Annotated in this window: 14 protein-coding genes and 1 riboswitch; of the genes, 6 read left to right on the forward strand and 8 right to left on the reverse strand. The window is 68.8% G+C overall.

Going from position 1 to position 18,046, the window contains the following annotated elements; translation table 11 throughout:
- Positions 1 to 43 precede the first annotated feature (43 nt).
- The 3 genes from JR064_RS06025 to hslO form a co-directional block, all read right to left on the reverse strand.
- Positions 44 to 2,947, reverse strand: a complete 2,904-nt coding sequence (locus tag JR064_RS06025) for a TonB-dependent receptor plug domain-containing protein (RefSeq protein ID WP_206229126.1) — start codon at positions 2,945 to 2,947, stop codon at positions 44 to 46.
- Between the two features lie 244 nt (positions 2,948 to 3,191).
- Positions 3,192 to 4,043, reverse strand: coding sequence for an XOO1806 family protein (locus JR064_RS06030; RefSeq protein WP_179566339.1), 852 nt, complete (start codon positions 4,041 to 4,043; stop codon positions 3,192 to 3,194).
- Between the two features lie 117 nt (positions 4,044 to 4,160).
- Complete coding sequence (gene hslO, locus JR064_RS06035; protein WP_425510275.1) at positions 4,161 to 5,057, reverse strand: Hsp33 family molecular chaperone HslO; 897 nt, start codon at positions 5,055 to 5,057, stop codon at positions 4,161 to 4,163.
- Between the two features lie 81 nt (positions 5,058 to 5,138).
- Here hslO and mtgA point away from each other — a divergent pair, with 81 nt between their 5' ends.
- The 3 genes from mtgA to JR064_RS06050 all read left to right on the forward strand — a co-directional run bounded on the left by mtgA (position 5,139) and on the right by JR064_RS06050 (position 7,677).
- A complete protein-coding gene (mtgA, locus tag JR064_RS06040; RefSeq protein WP_179566335.1) occupies positions 5,139 to 5,876 on the forward strand; it encodes a monofunctional biosynthetic peptidoglycan transglycosylase in 738 nt (245 codons plus the stop codon).
- A gap of 390 nt (positions 5,877 to 6,266) precedes the next feature.
- Positions 6,267 to 7,289 (forward strand): glycosyltransferase family 2 protein, encoded by a 1,023-nt coding sequence (locus JR064_RS06045; protein ID WP_206229128.1) that lies wholly within the window; start codon positions 6,267 to 6,269, stop codon positions 7,287 to 7,289.
- A complete protein-coding gene (locus tag JR064_RS06050; RefSeq protein WP_179566331.1) occupies positions 7,249 to 7,677 on the forward strand; it encodes a CBS domain-containing protein in 429 nt (142 codons plus the stop codon). Before JR064_RS06045 ends, JR064_RS06050 begins: the two co-directional genes overlap by 41 nt.
- Before the next feature lie 115 nt (positions 7,678 to 7,792).
- On the opposite strand, the gene JR064_RS06055 is transcribed toward JR064_RS06050, so the two are convergent.
- The 4 genes from JR064_RS06055 to JR064_RS06070 form a co-directional block, all read right to left on the reverse strand.
- Positions 7,793 to 9,772: an AsmA family protein gene (locus tag JR064_RS06055; RefSeq protein WP_206229129.1), complete on the reverse strand. Its 1,980-nt coding sequence runs from the start codon at positions 9,770 to 9,772 to the stop codon at positions 7,793 to 7,795.
- Between the two features lie 61 nt (positions 9,773 to 9,833).
- On the reverse strand, positions 9,834 to 10,478 hold the full coding sequence (trhA, locus tag JR064_RS06060) for a PAQR family membrane homeostasis protein TrhA (protein ID WP_179566327.1): 645 nt from the start codon (positions 10,476 to 10,478) through the stop codon (positions 9,834 to 9,836).
- A 127-nt stretch (positions 10,479 to 10,605) separates the two neighbouring features.
- Positions 10,606 to 12,210 carry a peptide chain release factor 3 gene (locus JR064_RS06065; protein WP_179566326.1) on the reverse strand — a complete coding sequence of 535 codons (1,605 nt, stop codon included), beginning with the start codon at positions 12,208 to 12,210 and terminating at the stop codon, positions 10,606 to 10,608.
- Between the two features lie 46 nt (positions 12,211 to 12,256).
- Positions 12,257 to 13,276, reverse strand: coding sequence for a M23 family metallopeptidase (locus tag JR064_RS06070; protein WP_338123867.1), 1,020 nt, complete (start codon positions 13,274 to 13,276; stop codon positions 12,257 to 12,259).
- 130 nt (positions 13,277 to 13,406) lie between these two features.
- A riboswitch (SAM riboswitch) is annotated at positions 13,407 to 13,525 on the forward strand.
- A 70-nt stretch (positions 13,526 to 13,595) separates the two neighbouring features.
- Between JR064_RS06070 and metX the strand changes: the two genes are divergently transcribed.
- The 3 genes from metX to JR064_RS06085 are packed head-to-tail and all read left to right on the forward strand — an operon-like array spanning position 13,596 to position 16,944.
- The gene (metX, locus tag JR064_RS06075) at positions 13,596 to 14,645 is read left to right on the forward strand and encodes a homoserine O-succinyltransferase MetX (protein ID WP_206229130.1); all 1,050 of its coding nucleotides are present in this window, start codon (positions 13,596 to 13,598) and stop codon (positions 14,643 to 14,645) included.
- On the forward strand, positions 14,642 to 15,859 hold the full coding sequence (locus tag JR064_RS06080; protein ID WP_206229131.1) for an O-succinylhomoserine (thiol)-lyase: 1,218 nt from the start codon (positions 14,642 to 14,644) through the stop codon (positions 15,857 to 15,859). Before metX ends, JR064_RS06080 begins: the two co-directional genes overlap by 4 nt.
- Positions 15,860 to 15,879: 20 nt before the next feature.
- Positions 15,880 to 16,944 carry a homoserine dehydrogenase gene (locus JR064_RS06085; protein WP_206229228.1) on the forward strand — a complete coding sequence of 355 codons (1,065 nt, stop codon included), beginning with the start codon at positions 15,880 to 15,882 and terminating at the stop codon, positions 16,942 to 16,944.
- Positions 16,945 to 16,966: 22 nt separating this feature from the next.
- Here JR064_RS06085 and JR064_RS06090 read toward each other — a convergent pair whose 3' ends face one another.
- Positions 16,967 to 18,001, reverse strand: a complete 1,035-nt coding sequence (locus JR064_RS06090) for an alpha/beta fold hydrolase (RefSeq protein WP_206229132.1) — start codon at positions 17,999 to 18,001, stop codon at positions 16,967 to 16,969.
- Positions 18,002 to 18,046: the final 45 nt, after the last annotated feature.

Raw genomic sequence — 18,046 nt, forward strand, 5'->3', positions numbered from 1 at the left:
TTCGCGCGGCCCCGTCTTCAAATCAAGAGCGTCGTTGCCGTGCTCAGAAGTTCATGCTGTAACGAGCCCACAGGTAGCGGCCCACGGTGTCGAAGCTGTTGACGTCCGTGTTCGCGTTGAGCACGTTGTTCTGATACAGCATGGGCGGCTGCTTGTCGAACACGTTGTCCAGGCCGACTTCCACCTTCGAATTGAACCACGGCAATGCGTAGTTCACGCTGACGCTGTGCAGGAAGTAGGAGCCGTAGCTAGGCGAGATGCCGCAGAACTGTGGCCTTTCAATGAGATCACAGCCCGCATCCGCACTTTTGTTGTCAACCAGAACGCGGCTGCCTACACGGAACGGCCCGATATAACGAATACGCCAGCTGGCGCCAAAATCACCCTTCTGCCAATTGACGAAAAGACGGCCGCGGACGCGTGAGTACAGGCCGTAGGTATCGTTGTAAGTGCCCGCGATGTGGGTCACCACACCATCAGGATCGGCCGGGTTGGTCTTGTTGTCGTAGCGCGCGATGTATGTGCCGTCCAGGCCGAAGGTGTAGCTACCCCAGGCGGTATCCGGCAGGCGGTAGCGCAGCGCAAGATCCCAGCCCTTGGTATCAAGGCGGCCCAAGTTGACCATGGGTTCGCGGATGAAATTGACCTGTCCATCCGGAAAGCGATTGATGAAGCCGCAGAACGGACTGCTCTCGTCTTGGTAGCAAATGTTGGTTACGGTCTGCGCATCGGCACGATTGATCGTGTCATTCAGGTACAAGCGCCAGTAGTCCAGGCTGACCGAGAAGCCCGGTAGCCACTCCGGATCGTACACCACGCCCCAGTCGAACGACTTGCCCTGTTCCGGCTTCAAGTCGAAACCGGCCGCGACCGAGCCAGACCATACGCCATTGGTCTGCGAGTTCGGAGCAGGAGCGATGCCCGTGCCGGGGATCGCGGTGGCGCCGGTGGGTGCGCCGCAAGCGGCTTCATGGTCGCGCGGCGCGCCAGCAGCGCCGTAGCCAAGACACGGATCGCTTAACTGCGGCGCATCGCCGGCGGCGCCGCTATACAGGTTGTCGATGGTCGGGGCGCGGAACACTTCGGCGACCGTGCCACGCAGCAGCAGGTTCTCGATCGGACGCCATTCCAGCTGGATCTTGCTATTGGTGGTGTTGCCGAAGGTGTTGTAGTCCGAGTAGCGCGAGCCCAGGGTCACCGCCAGCAGGTGCGCGAACGGGACTTCCGACAGCAGCGGGACGTACAGTTCGCCGTAGACTTCCTTGACGTTGTACTTGCCGCTCAGCGGGGTGCTGCAGGCTTCCTGCGAGATGAAACAGTTGCCGTCCGCATCGGCGATGGCGATGTAGTCCACCGAGGTCTTCTGGTACTCCTCGCGCCAGGAGACGCCCACCGCCAGCTGGGCGGCACCGGCCGGCAGCGTGAACAGCTCGCCGTTGGCATTGGCCTCGAAGCTGCGCATCTGATAGGTGGTGGAATAGGTCGGACGCGCTTCGTAATCTTCCAGCGTTGAGATCGTCTGCGGGTCGTTGATATTGAAGATGTTGAGCGGGGTACAGCCGGCGATCACGTTGCCGGCGCTGCCGCACTTGACCACGCCATCGGTGTCCTGGAACGACGGACCCAGTGCGTCGCGCAGGCCGGCGTAGTAGACGTAGCCGTAGCTGGTGTTCTCGCGGGTGTAGTGGCCGTAGTTCATCGCCGCGTCCCACTTCCAGGACGTATCGCCGACGAAGCCTTCCAGGCCGGCGACGACCTGGTCGGTGACGGTGCTGTAGTACGAACGGCGCTGACCCAGCGAAGTGAAGCGGGTCAGGAGCTGGTCGTATGTATTGCCAGCGGTATCGGCGCCGAAGCTGACGCCGAACGGGTTGTAATAGTTGTCGGCGGAGATCACAACCTTGTCGCTGCGGGCGTCGAACGGCAGCGCCGCGATGGCGAAGTTCGAGCTGGTCTTGTTGTGGTAGACCTGGGCGAACGCGTTGATGCTGTCGGTGATCTGGTAGTTGGCCAGGAAGAACGCGTTGGTGCGCTCCTGCGGCGTCATGATCAGGTTGGTGGCCTGATAGTTGAACGAGTCGCGCGCGCCGGAGTAGCAGCGGTAGTCGCCCTGCGAAGCGCCGCTGGCGCCCGGGGTCAGGGTGACGGTGGCGCAGCCGTACTGCGTGGCCAGGTTGGCCGGCATGGTGATGCGGCCGCCCGGGGTGCGGCTGGAACCGAGGATGGTCACCGAGCCGCTGTACAGGTAGGTCGCGTCCTTGGAGTACTTGCGGTCGGCCGAGGAGATGCCGTCGAACTTGTTGTAGTTCAGGCCCGCCATGATGTTGCCGCGGTCGCCGACCTGGCCAAAGGTGACCGAGCCGCCGTTGCGCGCGCCATCGCTCAGGTGGGTCGCTTGGCCGTAGTCGACGCTGACCGCCAGGCCTTCGAAGTCCTTGCGCAGGATGAAGTTGACCACGCCGGCGACGGCATCGGAGCCGTACACGGCCGAGGCGCCGCTGGTCAGGACTTCGATGCGCTCCACCGCGGTGGCGGGGATCGAGTTGACGTCGTTGTTGGCGACGCGGCGGCCGTTGACCAGCAGCAGCGTGCGCTCATCGCCCAGGCCGCGCAGGTCGACCGAGGACTTGCCGTCGCCGCCGCCGTTGTTGACCGCCGGGGTGGACGGCGCGCCGGACATCGCCGGCAGTTCCTGCACCAGGTCGCCGAGGGTCAGCTTGCCGGTCTGCTCGATCGCGGCGCGATCGATCACCACCACCGGGCTGGCGGTTTCGGTCTCGACGCGGGCAACGCGCGAGCCGGTCACCTGGATCGTGTCCAGGGTCTTGGAGGGGTCGCTGGAAGAGCTGTCCTGGGCAACGGCCGCACCCGTGCTGAGCAGGGCGGTGGTGCCAGCGGCGAGCGCGAACGTGATGGCGTCGCGCAGGCGATGGGTCTTGCAATTCATTGGCTCTCTCTCCGAATGAGATGTGGTGTCAACTGAAGGTTGTCCAGCGGTGGCGTCGAAAGGCGACACCAAAATCCGCAGGGTGAACCGATAGTAACTGCGTCTTCAGAGAAATTAAAGAGTTGTTAATAAGATCGACATAAATGTGATGTAAGTATCACTAATTTGCGCCGATCGGACAAAAAAAAGCCCCTCAAGGGGGCGTTTTTCCGCGGCAACTCCTTTTCGAACAAGGGGTTGGTGTTTACAAGTCCTGTTCGTAGCGCACGTAAGGGATGGTGCCTTCCTCGGTGCTGATGTTGTTCGGGGCGAACGGGTTCTTGCCGCGGGTGATCACGTTCTCGGCGCCGACGGTCAGCTGGCCGCTCCACGGAGTGCGCCAGGTCAGACCCACGCCGAGGCCGGACCACTTGCCCGGCTGGCCCGGCGCGTCGACGACGCGGCCGATGACGTTGGCGCTGAACGAGCCGTAGCCGCCGCCGATGCTCAGGCTCTTGCTGTCCCATTGGTCGACCAGCGCCTGCGAGGCATCGGCGATCGGGACCAGGCGCGCACGCGCATAGGTGCCGCCGATCGAGACGAAGCCTTCGCGGCCGATGTTCTGTTGCGCGAACACGGTCAGATCGTTCTGCTCCATGCGCAGCGCGGGCGTCTTGTTGGGGCCCGCCAGCCACGCCGGCATGTTCTCGCGGCCGGTGCCGGCCGACAGCGACACGCGCCCGCCGGGGCGGTTGAAGGTGGTGGTCGCGGCAACGTGGTGGCCGACATCGTTGTCGTCGTCGCCGAGGCTGGCGAGCATGCAATGGCTGGCCAGCCCGCTGATGCTGCTGCCACTGGCGCTGTTGCACAGCAGCCCGAGCGAATCGCCGGAGGACAGGCCGAAGGCGGCGTCGAGCGAGTTGCGGCCGAAGTGCCAGCGCGCGCCGACCGCCTGTTCGCCGGTCGGCTCCAGGTACAGCAGCGCCTCGACCTTGCCGCTGCCCTTGTTCCAGACCGGCAGCACGGTACGGTCCGCGGGCTTGCTCTGCGCATGCGCGCCCGTGCTCGCCGCAAGGGCGATCAGCAGGGCAAGTGGCAGGCGCAGTAAGGCTCGCATCGGCAGTCTGTGACTCTCGGGCGGGGACTAAAGTTCCCGCCGTGCAGGGTGAACGATACTAGGGGGTTTATGTTTCTTTAACAAGTCGGACTCCCCGGTCCTAGTCCTCGCCCCTGCCTATTGCAAGCGCTCCGAGGACGCCGGTTCAGCCGGGGTTACAGCGAACAATACGCCGAATTCCGTCAAGGGGAAGTCATAGTGTCGGCCGCAGAACTCGCACCGTATCTCAACTTGGCCGGTTGCCTCGGCCGCGGCGCGCGCTTCTTCCTCGCCCAGCGAGCGCAGCATGGCGGCCACCCGCTCGCGCGAGCAGGAGCAGCCGAAGCGCAGCGGCTTGGTGCCCAGCAGCTCCGGCGCTTCCTCGTGGAACAGCCGGTGCAGCAGCGTGTCGGCCGGCAGCGCGAGCAGTTCGGCCTCGCTCACCGTCTCGAACAGGGCGCCGGCGCGGTTCCAGCCGTCCTCGTCGCCGCTGTCGCCGGGCAACTTCTGCAGCAGCAGGCCGGCCGCCTGGTGGCCGTCGGCGGCCAGGATCAGGCGCGTCGGCAGCTGTTCGGACTGGCGGAAATAGTCCTCGAAGGCCTCGCCCAGCTCGGCCGCCGACAGCGCCACCAGGCTCTGGTAGCGCTGCGGCTCGCGCGGGTCCAGGCCGGGGTTCTCGATGGTGATCGCCAGCAGCGCGCCGCTGCCCAGCGCGCGCAGGTCGCGCGGGGCGTCGCTGCCCTCGCCGAGCTGGACGATGCCGCGCAGGGTGCCGGCCGCGGTGCACTCGGCGAACAGGGTGCGCAGCGCGCCCTGGCTGCGCAGTTGCACCGACAGGCGTCCGTCGACCTTGGTGTGGCCGGTGAACAGGGCCGCGGCCACGCAGGCCTCGCCCAGCAACTCGGTCGCCGCGGCGGGATAGCTGGCTGGCGCGAGGATGTCGCGCCAGGCGGACTCAAGGCGCACGTGCACGCCGCGCACGCCGGCGCTGGGCAGCAGGAAGCGGGTCAGGTGATCGTGATCGGAAGAACTCATCGCGGCCTCGCTGCGCATGGGAAGATGGCGACCGCAGGATAGTGGGTCATCTCGGTGGACAAAGTCGAAGAAGGCATAGCAATGGGGGCGACGCGGGGCGTTGCAAGTGGCGCGGCCGTGCCGCGGCGACGGCGCTGGCTGCGTTGGCTGCTGGCGGCGCCGCTGTTGTTCGCGCTGGCGAGCACGTCGCAGGTGATCATGCTGCGCTTCGTCGATCCGCCGTTCTCGGCGATGATGCTCGAGCGCCAGCTCGGCGCCTGGGGCGAGGGCGACTGGTCGTTCCGCGTCGCCTACGACTGGCGCGACAGCGCGCAGATCGCTCCGAGCCTGCCGATTTCGCTGGTGGCCGCGGAGGACCAGCGCTTCCCGAGCCACCACGGCTTCGATCTGGAGGCGATCGAGAAGGCGCGCGACCACAATGCGCGCGGCGGGCGCCTGCGCGGCGCCAGCACGATCAGCCAGCAGGTGGCCAAGAACGTGTTCCTGTGGCAGGGCCGCAGCTGGCTGCGCAAGGGATTGGAGGCCTGGTACACGGTGCTGATCGAGGCGCTTTGGTCCAAGCAGCGGATCCTGGAGGTGTACGCCAACGTCGCCGAGTTCGGCGACGGGGTCTACGGCGCGCAGGCGGCGGCGCGCAGTTTCTGGGGCAAGGATGCGGCGCAACTGAGTCCGGCGCAGAGCGCGCTGCTGGCGGCGGTGCTGCCGGCGCCGCAGCGCTACAACGCCGCGCGCCCGGGACCGTATGTGCAGCGCCGCGCCAACTGGATCCAGCGGCAGACGCGGCAGCTGGGCGGGCCGGCCTATCTGCAGGCGCCCTAGGAACATTCGAGCAATGGCGCGTGCGACGTTGGCCGCTTTTGCATATGTGCGTAGCGACGTGAGCGCTCGGGCACCAGCCCATGGGCCTGCCTGAGCCGTCCGTGCGTGAGGCGGACACTGCCTGCCAGGAGGCGGTCGAGGGTTTCGGCATGGCGCTGCGCAGGCGCCGCGTTTTAGCCCCTCTCCCATCGGGAGAGGGGTTGGGGTGAGGGTACGGCCTTCCATGAAGTTGGGGTCTTCGGCGGCAGGCGTGTCCTCATCCGCTTCTTCGAGGCACCTTCTCCCGAAAAGGCGGCCATGGTCCCGGTGAGAGAAGGGAGTGGCTCCGGATCCTCGTCGGGTGATGCGCTGCCGCTGGTGAACGCGCAGGCCGCTCCGTACCATCGGCACATGGAACCCGAGCGCCTGACCGTCGTCGTCACTGCCTTCAACGAGGCGCAGACCCTGCCGCTGCTGCAACCGCGGATCCTCGCCGCGCTCGATGGCGTGGATGGCCTGGAGGGGCGGGTGCTGTACGTGGACGACGGCAGCCGCGATGCGACCTGGGAGGTGATCCTGGCGCTGGCCGCGGCCGATCCGCGGGTCGGGGCGCTGCGTCTGTCGCGCAATTTCGGCAAGGAGCTGGCGCTGACCGCGGGCCTGGATTTCGTCGAGCGCGGCGCGGCGATGCTGCTGGACGCCGACGGCCAGGATCCGCCGGAACTGATCGCGCAGTTCGTCGCGCATTGGCGCGCCGGCTACGACGACATCTACGGCACCCGCATCGCGCGCGACGGCGAAGGCTGGCTCAAGCGCGGCACCGCGTCGCTGTTCTACCGGGTGATCGGACGCCTGTCGAAGACGCCGATTCCGGCCGACACCGGCGATTTCCGTCTGCTGTCGCCGCGCGCGCTGGCAGCGCTGGCGCAGTTGCGCGAGCGCCATCGCTTCATGAAGGGGCTGTTCGGCTGGGTCGGGTTCCGGCAGATGGCGTTGCCGTACCGGCGTGCGCCGCGGCTGGCCGGGCGCAGCAAGTTCGGCCTGTGGCGGTTGTGGAACTTCGCGCTGGAAGGCATCACCAGTTTTTCCACCGCGCCGCTGCGGGTGGCGACCTATCTGGGCCTGGCGACCGCGGTGGCCGCGTTCGTGTTCGGCACCTGGATCGTGATCAAGGCGGCGCTGTGGGGCGATCCGGTCGCAGGCTGGCCGACGATGATGGCGGTGATCCTGTTCCTGGGCGGCGCGCAGCTGATCGCGCTGGGCCTGATCGGCGAATACCTGGGCCGGCTGTACGAGGAATCCAAGCAGCGGCCGCTGTATCTGGTCGACAGCTGGCGCGCACCGGGCGGAGGAGTATCCTCGGCCGTACGATCCAGCGAACCGGGAGGCAGCGATGCGTACGGTACGACAGTTGTTGGGCGACAAGGGCGGTGAGATCCACGCGGTGTCGCCGGATGCGGCGGTGGTCGATGCGCTGCGGCTGATGGCCGACAAGGGCATCGGCGCAGTGCTGGTGATGCAGGACGGGCGTCTGGCCGGCATCCTCTCCGAGCGCGACTACGCGCGCAAGGTGGTGCTGCAGGACCGCTCTTCGGCGACCACGCCGGTGCGCGACATCATGAGCGCGAAGGTGTACACGGTGGAGCCGTCGCAGAGCGTGCAGCAATGCATGGAGCTGATGACCGGGCAGCGCATCCGCCATCTGCCGGTGGTGCAGGCCGGCGCGGTGGTCGGGGTGATCTCGATCGGCGATCTGGTCAAGGCGGTGATCGAGGAACAACAGCAGGAGCTCGATCAGCTGCAGCGCTATATCAGTAGCTGACGCGGGATTGGGGATTCGGGATTCGGAAAGTCAAAAGCACATCAGCCGCTCTTGCTTTTACGAATCCCCAATCCCGGCTTTCCACAGCCGAATGGCTGGTCATCCCCAATCCCGGCTACTTGGCGTAATGACCGCCGCAATCGGCGTCCTTGCCCGGGCCGGTTTCCAGCGTGGCGAGCAGGGCCGCCGGCGGGGCGATGCTGCCCAGCGCCAGGGCGATCGCGCCGCGCATGCCCAGGGCCTTGAAGTCGGGGCGGAAGGTCGGATCCTTGAAGGTGCCGCCGACGCGCAGCGGCGAGCGCAGCGACAGGATGCTGCGGTCCTTCGGGCGCGCCTTCAGCAGCAGGTCCAGCGTCTCGTCGCCCAGGTCGATGTCGCCGCTGCCGATCAGCAGCGTATCGGTACTGTCGAAGGCCAGGGCGCGCGACGCCATCACCCCGTCCCTGACCGCGAAATCGCCGAACGCGCAGCGCACCGGAATCTCGCGGTCCTTGGTGACCAGGAATTTCAGCGATTCGGCGATGTCCAGTCCGGCCAGTTCCATGATCAGGTTGCTGATGTGGCCCTTGCCCATGCCGATGGCGACGCTGCCGTCGGCGCTGCCGAGCATCTGTGCGATCGAGTTGCCGGTGCCGGCGAGCGCGATCTCGCCGCCGATCGCGCCGGAGGCTTCCTTGGCCAGTTGCCCGTCCGGGAACAGCTTGCCCAGTTGCATGCCGCGCACCGAGATCTGCGCGCGGGTGGCGATGGTCGGCTTGCGCGCGTCCATGCGGATGTCGGAGCGGATGTTGCCGCCGGCCACGCCGAAGTCGAGCGGCTGCAGCAGCAGGACGCCGTCGTTGAGTTTGAGGTGCGCGTCCATGTCGTCCAGCGGCAGCGTCTGCGCGTTGATCCGCTGCGCCTTCCAGCGCACGTCGGCGTCCATCGCGCGCAGCTTGCCCAGGTCGTACGGGGTGGAGGGCAGCACCTTGCTGTTGGCGGCGAGCTTGGCCGCCTGCGCCTTCTGTTCGTCGTTGGCGGTCTCGCCGGCGCCGGTGCGCGGCGGCGCACCGACGAAGCCGGCCAGGTCGTCGAAGTCCAGGCGCCGCGAACGCAGGTCGGCGCGCAGGAACGGGCGCTGCCCGGCGGTGTCGATCTGCACGGTGCCGGCCAGGTCGCTGTCGCCGGCGCGGCCGCTGAACTCCTCGTAGCGCCAGATTTCGCCATTGCGCTTGAGCCGGCCGTCGAGCTGGTAGGGCGGGGTGGAGGGAATGGCGATGCCGAGCAGTGGATACAGGTGTTCCATGTCGGTACCGGCCAGGCTCAGCTGCAGGTCGAACACACGCAGCTGGAACGGATTGGTCAGCGTGCCGCGCATGTGCGCCCGGGTGCTGCCGGCGCTGCCGCGCAGGTCGATCTTGAACGGATGGTCGCTCTCGCTCAGTTCCAGCGGCGAGGCGGTGCTGCCCTTGAGCGTGAACGGGTTGCCGCGCCAGCGGCCATCGCCGGCGACCGCGATCGGCGGCGCGGCGTCGCCGCGGCGGCGCTGCGAGGTCAGGCTGTCCACGCTGACGTCGATGTCGGTGCGGCCGGGGATGTCCTGGAAGCGCAGCCGCCCCTGCTGCACCAGCATGCGGCCCAGGACCACCTGCGTGCCGCCGTCGTTGCTGCCGAAGCTCCAGTTGCCGGGTTGCCCGTTCGGTCCGGTTTCCAGCAGCAGCGTTGGCTGGGTCAGGCGGATCTCCGGAATGCGTACCTTGCCGCGCAGCAACGGCCACAGCGACAGGTCGATCTCGGCACGCTGCGCGCTGGCCATCTGCGCTTGTTTCGACCAGTCCGCGTTGGCGAAGCGCAGGCGATCGCCGCGGATGGTGACGGTGCTGCCGAGGTCGACGTCGAGATTGCCGTCGATATGGAATGCGCGGCCGGTCTTGGCCTGCACCGCGCGTTCTACCGGACCTTTGAACCAGTTCCAGTCGAAGATCAGAATGACCACCAACAGCACCAGTACCAGTGCGCCGAGGACCAGCGGCCAACGCCGCAAGCGGCCGTCGGGCCGGCGCCAGGGCCAGGAGCGGCGCCGGCCACGTGACGCAGAAGTGGGTTCGCGATCCATCCCGCCATACTAGGCAGCGTGCGTGCACGGGGCGCGAAAGCGCGCCCTCCGGCAAACCGGTCTACAGGACTTGCCCGGTCACCGCGACGAAGTGGCAGACGCTGCCGCCGAGCACGAACAGGTGCCAGATCGCATGGAAGTAGCGCACCGTGTCGCGCTGGTAGAAGTAGGTGCCCAGCGTGTAGAACAGGCCGCCGGCCAGCAGCCAGCACAGGGTGCGGACATCGACCGAGTGCAGCAGCGGTTCGATCGCCACCACGATCAGCCAGCCCATGGCGAGGTAGAGGATGGTCGACAGCAGCCGGAAACGGCCGGTGAAGAACAGCTTGAAGATCACCCCGGCCAGGGCGATGGTCCAGATCGCCGCGAACAGGCCCCAACCCCAGGGGCCGCGCAGGCCGATCAGGGTGAAAGGCGTGTAGGTGCCGGCGATCAGCACATAGATCGCGCAGTGGTCCAGCACCTGCAGCCGCGCCTTGGCGCCGGGATGCGGAATGGCGTGGTACAGCGTGGAGGCGGTGTACAGCAGCAGCAAGGCGACCCCGAACACGATCGCGCCGGCCAGTTGCCAGCCGTCGCCGTAGATCGCGGCCAGGGTGATGAGCACCGAGCTGCCGGCCAGTGCGGCGACCGCGCCCAGGCCGTGGGTCAGCGCGCTGGCGAGTTCGTCGCGCCAGTCCGTAGAAGGCGGCGCGTCGGCGTTCATGAGCGAGGACCGCGGGTCTGCTTCCATGACCCGAAACGGTACCGCAATTGCGAGCGGTTCGCATCCGTTGCGATGCAGCACTTGGCGCGCGGTTCATGCCCGCGCGCTGCCGCCTCGGTTCCTCGCGTCAGTCCAGCGCGACGCTGTGCGCGTGCTCGCGGGTCGCGGCGAAGCGCACGTCCGGCGCGCGTTCCTGCGCCAGCTGCAGGTTGACCCGGGTCGGCGCCAGATAGACCAGTTCGCCGGCGCCGTCGATGCCGAGGTTCATTGCGTTCTTCTCGCGGAATTCCTCCAGCTTCTTGGCGTTGTCGCAGTGCACCCAGCGTGCGGTGACCACGCCGACCGGCTCGAAGCTGGCGTCCACGCCGTATTCGTCCTTGAGCCGGTAGGCGACCACTTCGAACTGCAGCACGCCGACCGCGCCCAGGATCAGGTCGTTGCTCATCAGCGGGCGGAAGAACTGGGTGGCGCCTTCCTCGGACAGCTGCGCCAGGCCCTTCTGCAGCTGCTTGAGCTTGAGCGGGTCGCGCAGCCGCGCGCGGCGGAACAGTTCCGGGGCGAAGTTGGGGATGCCAGTGAACGACAGCGCCTCGCCCTCGGTGAAGGTGTCGCCGATGGAGATGGTGCCGTGGTTGTGGATGCCGATGACGTCGCCGGGGTAGGCCTCGGCGGCGATTTCGCGGTCGCTGGCCATGAAGGTCAGCGCGTTGGCCAGCTTGGTGTCCTTGCCGGTGCGCACGTGCAGGGTCTTCATGCCGGCGCTGAAGCGGCCGGAACAGATGCGCATGAACGCGACCCGGTCGCGGTGCTGCGGGTCCATGTTGGCCTGGATCTTGAACACGAAGCCGGTCAGCTTCTCCTCGGTCGGCTGCACCGGGCGGCCGGTGGTGGCATGCGCCTGCGGCGGCGGCGCGTGCTCGGCGAAGAAGTCCAGCAGCGGCTGCACGCCGAAGTTGTTGACGCCGGAGCCGAAGAACACCGGGGTCTGCTTGCCGGCGCGGTAGGCGTCCAGGTCGAACGGATGGCTGGCGCCCTGCACCAGCTCCAGTTCCTCGCGCAGTTCGGCCAGCATCTGCGCGCCGATCCGCTCGGCCAGGCCGGGCGCGTCCAGCGACGGGAAGATGGTCGAGTCCTGGCGGGTGAAGTTGCGGCCCTGTTCGTACAGGTGCACTTCGCCGCTGATCAGGTGCACCACGCCCTTCAGGCGCTGGCCCATGCCGATCGGCCAGGTCACCGGCGCGCACTGGATGCCGAGCACGGTCTCCACTTCGTCGAGCAGGTCGATCGGCTCCTTGCCTTCGCGGTCGAGCTTGTTGATGAAGGTCATGATCGGCGTGTCGCGCAGCCGGCACACTTCCATCAGCTTGATGGTGCGTTCTTCCACGCCCTTGGCCACGTCGATCACCATCAGCGCCGAGTCCACTGCGGTGAGCACGCGGTAGGTGTCCTCGCCGAAGTCGGCGTGGCCGGGGGTGTCGAGCAGGTTGATGATCTTGCCTTCGTACGGGAACTGCATCACCGACGAAGTCACCGAGATGCCGCGCTCCTTTTCCAGCGCCATCCAGTCGGAGGTCGCATGGCGCGCGGCCTTGCGGCCCTTGACCGAGCCGGCCATCTGGATCGCGCCGCCGAACAGCAGCAGCTTTTCGGTCAGCGTGGTCTTGCCGGCGTCGGGGTGGGAAATGATGGCGAAGGTGCGGCGGCGCGCAGCTTCCTGGGCAACATCGGACATGGCAACGGCGCCCACTGGGCGATCACGGCTACAGGGAAGATCGCAATTATAGCGCCGCGGCGGCGGACACGGGTTGCGCGGCGGCCGCGGCGTCCTCGCTGCGCGGCAATTTGAGTTCGCCGAGCGCGCCGGCCATGCGGAACGGGATCGAGTCCAGGCGCATGCCGCGGTTGACCTGTACGGCGAAGTGCAGGTGCGGCGCGGTGCTCAGGCCGGTGTTGCCCGACAGCGCGAGGCGTTGCCCGGCGACGACGCGCTGGCCCGGCTGCACCGCCACGCCGCTCGGCGCCAGGTGCGCGTACAGCGCCATGCTGCCGTCGGCGTGGAGGATGCGCACGAAGTTGGCGCGGCCGCCGAAGGTCTCGCGGTCCAGTCCGGCCTCGGCGAAGCCCGCTTCCACCTGCATCACCGTGCCGGCGCGCGCGGCCAGTATCGGGGTGCCTTCGGCCAGGGCGAAATCCAGCGCGTAGTAGTTCTGCGCGTCGTGGTGGCTGAAGTGGCCGCCCACGCCCTGGTCCACGCGCACCGGCGCCGCAGCGAACGGCAACCTGTACAGGGCGTCCTGCGGCTTGGCGGCCGGGTCGCCGGGCACCGCCTCCAGTACCAGCTCGAACGGACTCGCGTAGCGCGGGTCGCTGGCGTAAAGCCGCGACAGCAGCGCGCTGCCGCGGGCCGGCAGCACCGCGCGCAGCGGCAGTGCCGGGACCGCGGCGAGGTTGTCGGCGCGGCGGGAGCGCAGTTGCACCTGCAGCGGCCCGTCCAGGCGGTTGTCGGCCCAGGCCTGTTGCCGTGGAGGTTGGCCATCCAGGCGCAACTGCGCCAGCGGCGGCTCGGCGCTCGCCGACGCCGGCGGCGGTTCGGGCGCCGCAGCGCGCTGCGGATCGGCCACGTGGTCGCCGTAATGGGCGATGCCGTTGGCGTCCTTCCACGCATACAGCGTCCCGGCTGCGCCTGGGGTGGACGCGACACCCAGCGCCCAGGCGACCAGCAGCGGCCAGCGTGGCGCGGCGCGGAACGGAGCGAGGGCGTTGTGGGCGGTGGCGGGGGCCGGGCACTGGCCGGGCATCGGGGCTCCTGGCGCCGGCGTGGGAGCGCCGTGGGTGCGGAGTATGCGGCAGCCGCGGCCCGGGCTCTCTTATATCGCTCCATCCGAATAAAGAGATTTGACAACGCCGAAAAACGCTGGCATCGTGGCGTCACCATCGAGACCGGCGGAGGGACAGGCCCTTTGATGCCGGGGCAGCCAGCGGACGCGCAAGCGACCGTGTAGGTGCCAAATCCTGCGGGGACCACCGCGTCCGCCGAAAGATGGTTCGATTCGTGCCTCCCGCACGTCGAACGCGAGCTCCGCGAAGCTCGATGGCCGTTCCTCCCCGGATACCGCCATGAGCCTCGTGAATACGCCAAACCGCCCCCTTACTGTGAATGCCCCGCTCGACCGCTATGCCGCCGCCGTTGCGCCGGCCGCCGACGGCGTGCTCGCGCTGCGCGGCGAAGTGGCGGTGGCGCTGCCGCTGCGCCACGCCGGCGTGCAGTTGCTGCGCCTGCGCTACGAGCTGACCGGTCCGGCGGACGCGCCGGTGGTGTTCGTCGCCGGCGGCATCTCCGCGCATCGCCATCTCGCCGCCAACGCGAGCTTTCCCGAGAAGGGCTGGGCCGAAGGCCTGGTCGCGCCTGGGCGGGCGCTGGACCCGAGCCAGCGGCGGCTGCTGGCGTTCGATTTCGTCGGCGCCGACGGCAGCCTGGACGCGCCGATCGACAGCGCCGACCAGGCCGATGCGATCGCCGCGCTGCTGGATGCGCTGGGCATCGCCCAGTTGCACGGCTTCGTCGGCTATTCCTACGGCGCGCTGGTCGGCCTGCAGCTGGCGGTGCGGCATCCGCAGCGCTTGCTGAAACTGGTCGCGGTCAGCGGCGCGCACCGCGCGCATCCGTATGCCGCGGCGTGGCGCGCGCTGCAGCGCCGCGCGGTGGCCCTGGGCCAGTTGCAGTGCGCCGAGAGCCACGGGCTGTCGCTAGCGCGGCAGTTCGCGATGCTCAGCTACCGCACCCCGGAAGAATTCGGCGAGCGCTTCGATGCGCCGCCGGAAGTGATCAACGGCCGCGTCCGCGTCGCCGCCGAGGACTACCTGGATGCCGCCGGCGCGCAGTACGTGGCGCGCACCCAGGTCAACGCCTACCTGCGCCTGTCCGAATCCATCGACCTGCACCGCATCGACCCGGCCGCCGTCGCCGTGACGACCGTGGTGGTCGCGGTCGAAGGCGACCGCCTGGTGCCGCTGGCCGACCTGGTCACCCTGGTCGAGGGCCTGGGCCCGCGCGGCAGCCTGCGCGTGCTGCGTTCGCCGTACGGCCACGACGCCTTCCTGAAAGAAACCGACCGCATCGACGCGATCCTCGCCACCGCCCTTCGCCCCACCGGAGCTACCGCATGAGCACTGCCCACGACAACGATCTGCCCTGTAGCTCCGCCACCGCCGCGGTGCGCGCCGGCATCGATCGCGATACCGCCTACGGCGCGGTGACCCCGCCGATCGTGCTGTCGTCGAACTTCAGCTTCGACGGCTTCGGCAACAAGCGCCAGTACGACTACACCCGCAGCGGCAATCCGACCCGCGACCTGCTCGGCGAAGCGTTGGCGGAGCTGGAAGGCGGCGCCGGCGGCGTGATCACGGCCACCGGCATGGGCGCGATCAACCTGGTGCTGAACGCGCTGCTGCAGCCGGGCGACAAGCTGGTGGTGCCGCACGATGCGTACGGCGGCAGCTGGCGCCTGTTCAACGCGCTGGCCAAAAAGGGCCATTTTGAACTGATCACCGCCGACCTGACCGACCCGCGCTCGCTGGCCGAGGCGCTGGCGCAGTCGCCGCAGCTGGTGCTGATCGAGACCCCGTCCAATCCGCTGCTGCGCATCACCGACCTGCGCTTCGTCATCGATGCCGCGCACAAGGCCGGCGCGCTGGCGGTGGTCGACAACACCTTCCTGTCGCCGGCGCTGCAGAAGCCCATCGCCTTCGGCGCCGACCTGGTCATCCATTCCACCACCAAGTACGTCAACGGCCACAGCGACGTGGTCGGCGGCGCGGTGATCGCCGCCACCGCCGAACTGCACCAGCAACTGGTGTGGTGGGCCAACGCGCTGGGCCTGACCGGTTCGCCGTTCGATGCGTTCCTGACCCTGCGCGGCCTGCGCACGCTGGATGCGCGCCTGCGCGTGCACCAGGAGAACGCACAGGCGGTGGTGGCGCTGCTCGACGGGCATGCCGCGGTCAACCAGGTCTATTACCCGGGCCTGGCCACGCATCCGGGGCATGCGGTGGCGGCGCGGCAGCAGACCGGCTTCGGCGCGATGATCAGCTTCGAGCTGGCCGGTGGCGAAGCCGAGGTACGTGCCTTCGTCGATGGGCTGCGCTATTTCACCCTGGCCGAGTCGCTGGGCGGGGTCGAGAGCCTGGTCGCGCATCCGGCGTCGATGACGCACGCGGCGATGACCGCCGAGGCGCGCGCCAATGCCGGCATCAGCGATGGCCTGCTGCGGCTGTCGGTGGGCATCGAGTCCAGCGAGGACCTGATCGCCGACCTGCAGGCAGGTCTGCTGCGTGCGCAGCAGGCGGGCGAGGCGGTGGCGCGCAAACGGGTGGACGCGTGAGCAGCAGCGTCGCCGATGCAATAGCGCCGGCGCCGGCGCAGGCCGCCGATGCCGCATTGCCGCGACTCGGTCTGCTCGGCACCGGCACGGTCGGCCGCGCCTTCGTCGCGCGCTACCAGGTGCTGCAGCAGCGCCGCCCGGGCTTGCCGACGTTCGCCTGGCTGGCCAATTCGCGGATCCTGCAGGAGTGTCGGCAAGCGCCGGCGCAGGCGTTGGCCGTGGCCAATGCCGCCGTGCGTGGCAATCGCGGCAGCGCGCCGCAGCCCGCCGACCTGCGTGCCGGCGACATCGTGGTCGACGCTACCGCCAGCGAGGCGGTGGCGCAGCGGCATGCCGAGTGGCTGGCGCGCGGGGTGCATGTGGTGACCGCGAACAAGCTCGGCCAGGGCGCTGCGTTGGCGCGCGCCGAACAGATCCATGCCGCGCGGCATGCCGCCGGCGCGCACTACGGCGACAGCGCCACGGTCGGTGCGGGCCTGCCGTTGCTGAGCAGCCTGCGCGCGCTGGCCGCCGGCGGCGACCATATCCACGCGGTGGAAGGCGTGCTGTCCGGCTCGATGGCGTGGCTGCTGCATCGCTACGACGGCAGCCGTGCGTTCTCCGCGTGCGTGCGCGAGGCCGCGGCGGCCGGCTACACCGAGCCCGATCCGCGCGAGGACCTGTCCGGCGAGGACGTGCGCCGCAAGCTGCTGATCCTGGCGCGCGCGGCCGGGCTGTCGTTGCGCGCCGAGCAGGTGCAGGTCGAATCGCTGCTGCCGGCGGCGCTGGCCGCGGCGGCACCGCGGGACGTGGATGCCGCGTTGTCGGCGCTGGATGCGCCGCTGGCGACGCGCCTGGCGCAGGCGCACGCGAACGGCGCCTGCCTGCGGTTCGTCGGCCGTTTCGATGCGCACGGCGCGTCGGTGGGATTGCGCGAGCTGCCGCTGGCGCATCCGCTGGCCAGCGGTGCCGGTACCGACAACCGCGTCGCCATCCACAGCGACCGCTACCTGCAGCAGCCGTTGCTGATCCAGGGCCCCGGCGCCGGGGCCGAGGTGACCGCGGCGGCCTTGCTCGACGACGTGCTGCGCATCGCGGTGCGCTGAGGCGCCGGCATCCGCTGCGCCGCTACGGCGCAGTGCTCGGTGCGGCGCTCGGCGCGGCCAGCGCCTGCAGCAGCGCGGCGTTGAAGCGCTGCGGCGCTTCGACCTGCGGGGAGTGGCCCAGGTCGGCGAATTCGACCAGCGTCGCGCCGGGAATCGCCGCCGCCGCGCGCTTGCCCAGCGCCGGATAGTCGCCCAGGGTCCTGGCCAGCGCCGGCGGCGCCAGGTCCTTGCCGATCGCGGTGCGGTCGCGCTGGCCGATGAACAGCGTGGTCGGTACGCGCAGTTGCGCGAACTGCTGCACCACCGGCTGGTTGAACACCATGTCCGAGGTCAGCGCCTGGTTCCAGGCCACGCGCGCGTGGCCGGGGCCGGCATACAGCCCGGCCTGCATCGTCACCCAGCGGTCGTACTCCGGTTTCCATTGCCCGCCGTAGTAGACGCTCTGCTGGTACTGCTTGATCGAAGCGGCATCGGTCTTGAGCTCCTTCGCGTACCAGTCGTCGACGCTGCGCCACGGCACGCCGGCCGCCTTCCAGTCCTCCAGCCCGATCGGATTGACCAGCAGCAGCCGGCTCACGTCCTGCGGATACTGCAGCGCGTAGTGCGCGGCGAGCATGCCGCCCATCGAGTGGCCGACGAACACCGCCCGGGTGACCCCGGCGTGTTGCAGCAGCGCATGGGTGTTGGCCGCCAGTTGCGCGAAGGAGAACTGGTAGGCCTGCGGCTTGCTCGACTTGCAGAAACCGATCTGGTCCGGCGCGATCACCCGGTAGCCCGCGGCGACCAGCGCGGCGATCGCCGACTCCCAGGTCGCCGCGCAGAAGTTCTTGCCGTGCAGCAGCACGACCGTGCGGCCGTTCGGCGTGCCGCTCGGGGCCACGTCCAGATAGGCCATCTGCAACGGCTGGCGCTGCGAGGCGAAGTCGTAGCGCGCGACGGGGTACGGATAGTCGAAGCCTTCCAGCTGCGCGCCGTAGCGCGGTGCGGGCGTGGCGGCGTGGCAGGGCGGCAGCAGGAGCGCGGCGGCGAGCGCGGCGAGGAGCGTGTGTCGGCGCATGCGGGCTGGAGCGAGTGCGGGGATGCCGCGACTCTAGCCCGGGCC

The organism is Xanthomonas bonasiae, from assembly GCF_017163705.1.
Classification (GTDB): Bacteria; Pseudomonadota; Gammaproteobacteria; order Xanthomonadales; family Xanthomonadaceae; genus Xanthomonas_A; species Xanthomonas_A bonasiae.